We start from the raw sequence: 3,053 nt of genomic DNA on the forward strand, positions 1-3,053 counted from the left end.
GTAAAAAGGCCACCTTCCGTGGCCAGAAAGTGACCGTTGACGCGGTGAATATGCCGCCCAGAGTGCTTTAGCCGCTCAGAGACGAATTGATCAGCGGTTCCTTAACAGTGGGCAGGCGGTAGGTTCAACACCAACACCGCGTGCCGCTCCACTCCCCAACTACCCACTGCTGGGCAACAGCGACATCGTGGAAACCCTACGCGATCTCAAACGCGAAGTCGCAGAGCTACGCCGCGATAACGCTCGCTTGCAGGGCGAAAGCAACAAGCACCTGGCCGCTGCCAACAACCAGCGTGGAGCCGCCGCCACGCAGCAGATCGCCGCCACTGAGCGCGGCAACCGCATGCTGAAAAAGCTGGAAGATGAGAAACGCTTGGAGGCGGCGAAACGATGACCTGGACGCTGACAATTCAAGCCCGCGACGAAGAGAACCAGCCGCAAACGCTCCGGTTTTCATTGGGCCGCTTTATGGATGCGGAAGACAACTTCTACGACCCGCGCATTATGCAGCCGGGCTTGTATGAAGCGGGCCTGTACGCTGGCCAGCTGCTCCAGCAAAGCCGAAGCGGCTACGGCGAGACGACGCTGATCAATGTAGATGGTGGCCTGGACTACCTCGCAGGCTACGCCGTCGATGGCCGTGAAATGGTGCTCGCTCTCGACGGCGTGCCGCAAGTCATCGGTACGGTGGCACGCCTGGCGTTTTCAGATGACGAGGTGTCAGTGGTACTGCGCGATCCGTTGGAGCCGCTGCGTTCACCGCATCCGATGGAGACCTATGCAGGCGATAACGTACTGCCCAATGGACTGGAAGGCACCCAGGACGACATCGCAGGCGAACCCAAGCCGCTGGTATTTGGTGAGGTACGCAACGCCCAGCCGGTGCTCATCAACACCGCACTGTTGATCTACCAGGTATCGTCACTCGCCGACTGCACGATTCAAGCGGTTTACGACAGAGGCGTCGCACTCGACAACGGCGGTGCTTACACAAGCCTAGCGCAGCTGCAAAGCACTGCACCGGTTGAAGGCACCTTCCGGGCTTTTCAAGGGTATGTACGGCTTGGCGATAACGCCACGGGCACGCTAACGGTCGATGCCACGCAAGCAGATCCGCGTGCCGGGGCCGTTGCTCAAGCGCTGGCCACCGCACGCGGCTACACCTTACATGCAAGCGATGTCACCGCGCTGAACGCCTACGGCGCGGTGCGCTTCTACATCACGTCCCAAACGAACACTCTTGAGTTGCTCGACCGTATTGCAGAGAGCATTGGCGGCTGGCTGGCCGTACAAGCGAATCAAGTGCTGCGTTTAGGCGAGTGGGAGGAGCCCGAGCCTACGGACGTTGCAATTCGAGACTACGCCATTCAAACCGTCAGCCGAAGCGCCACCGGCGCAGGCCCTGGCGGCCTGCCAGTTTGGTGCGTGAACATCGACTGCGACCGCATCGAAACCGTACAGCCGGACCTGCAAAGCAACGTCTCCGAAGCTCGAAGAGCCCGCCTTGCCCGCCAAACCCGCCGTGTGGTCGCAACAGATGAAGCGGTGCGCGAACGTCACCCGCTCGCCGGTGAACTCACGATCGATAGCGTGCTTGCCAGCTACAGCCAAAGCGAGGCAGTGGCCGCCCGCGTACTGGCCCTATTGGGCGTCCGCCGCGACACCGTGACCGTGGAAGCCATAGAGGCACTACTCCCGACCGTAGGCGGCAACCTCACCCTCATCACCCCGCGCCAGGGCTACGGCACAGGGCGAGCGATGCGCGTAACAGGCTACCGGCTCAACGCTCAAACCAACGAACTCTCACTGAACCTCTGGGGCTAACCATGGCACTTGATCCCAACAAAATAGCGCTGTGCTGGCCCAACTACATCGATGACGCCGTAGTGAGTGGCGGTAGCTGGGTCAGCACCCTGCCGCTAACGCACGTGCAAGACGACCGTACCTCAGTCGTCGCTAAAACCACTTCGTTAGACCCAGCGGCCACTCAGTTTTCGATCACGCTACCTAAGCGCGAACGGCTGCAAGTGTTGGCAATTTATGCCCACAATCTCAGCGCTACAGCGACCATACGGGTGCGCGTGTACCGCGACGCAGGCCAAACCGATCTGATCGACGACACAGGCTGGCGCGACGTCTGGCCAGTGCTTTACGGGTTAGATGATGTGATCTGGGGAAACGATAATTTCTGGAACCGTCGCCTCTCAGAGGATGACCGAAGCAAGTACACGCCACTGACGCCGGTGCTGTTTGAAGAGCGCCTGCTGGGCACCAGCCTGCACGTCGAGCTGCTCGATACATCGAACCCGGATGGAGCCATCATGCTGGGCCGCGTCATGCCCGCCGACGTATGGCAGCCCATCAAGAACCTCGACTGGAACGTCAGCCATGGCTATGACAGCGGCACTCAAATCACACGCGCGGGCGACCCCAAACGCACCGGCTACGCCCGACGCGTCACGCCGAAGCGCACCGTGCAATTTCAGCTATCAAACCTCACAGAAGATGAAGCGTTTCTGCGTCTGCACCGGCTACAACGCACGCAAGACATCGTCGGCGAGATCCTCTACCTCTGGTCACCAAGGCCGTCACCCACGAATTTTGCACGGGCAATGATTGCCCAGCAAACCGAACTCAACGGCATCACGCACCCGTATCACGCGAACTATGAGCACGCGATGTCACTACTGGAGATCCTATAAATGGCGAGCGTAACGTTCCCGACCGCGTTAGGCGGCGACGGTAAGACCTACACCGATGATGCTGATCCAGATACTGGGCTGGATGGGCTGGGTTATATCACCCGCCTGGTCCCGCTATTCAAAAACGGACTCGCGATGGCAGGTTACACCGCTCAATACGCTGCAAAAATCGACGCAGCGGCGGCGAATGCTAATCGTGCGGAAGATGCGAAAGCGTATGTGGAGGCCGTAGCTGAGGCGTACAAAGGGTTCTTCGTCACTTCATGTGGATTTGGCCTGATCGAACAGGCGGCCCACCGGGCTGCCAATCAGGTAGATCATGGCGATGAAGTTGGCCTCGTTACGGTAGCC

4 protein-coding genes are annotated in these 3,053 nt (G+C 59.7%); all 4 read left to right on the forward strand.

Annotated features, from left to right (window positions below; translation table 11 throughout):
* Window positions 1-187 precede the first annotated feature (187 nt).
* Entirely contained in the window at window positions 188-394 is a 207-nt protein-coding gene (locus IE091_RS18240) for a hypothetical protein (protein ID WP_189464315.1), read from the forward strand.
* Entirely contained in the window at window positions 391-1,824 is a 1,434-nt protein-coding gene (locus IE091_RS18245; protein WP_189464316.1) for a hypothetical protein, read from the forward strand. Before IE091_RS18240 ends, IE091_RS18245 begins: the two co-directional genes overlap by 4 nt.
* Before the next feature lie 2 nt (window positions 1,825-1,826).
* Window positions 1,827-2,702: a hypothetical protein gene (locus tag IE091_RS18250; RefSeq protein WP_189464317.1), complete on the forward strand. Its 876-nt coding sequence runs from the start codon at window positions 1,827-1,829 to the stop codon at window positions 2,700-2,702.
* Window positions 2,703-3,053 (forward strand): hypothetical protein (locus tag IE091_RS18255; RefSeq protein WP_189464318.1); only part of this gene is annotated, 351 nt, incomplete at its 3' end.

The organism is Vreelandella hamiltonii, assembly GCF_014651775.1.
Lineage (GTDB): Bacteria > Pseudomonadota > Gammaproteobacteria > Pseudomonadales > Halomonadaceae > Vreelandella > Vreelandella hamiltonii.

Excerpts from the sequence above, each read along its gene's own strand:
- IE091_RS18245 (WP_189464316.1), top strand. The coding sequence starts at position 391 with ATGACCTGGACGCTGACAATTCAAGCCCGCGACGAAGAGAACCAGCCG.
- IE091_RS18250 (WP_189464317.1), top strand. The coding sequence starts at position 1,827 with ATGGCACTTGATCCCAACAAAATAGCGCTGTGCTGGCCCAACTACATC.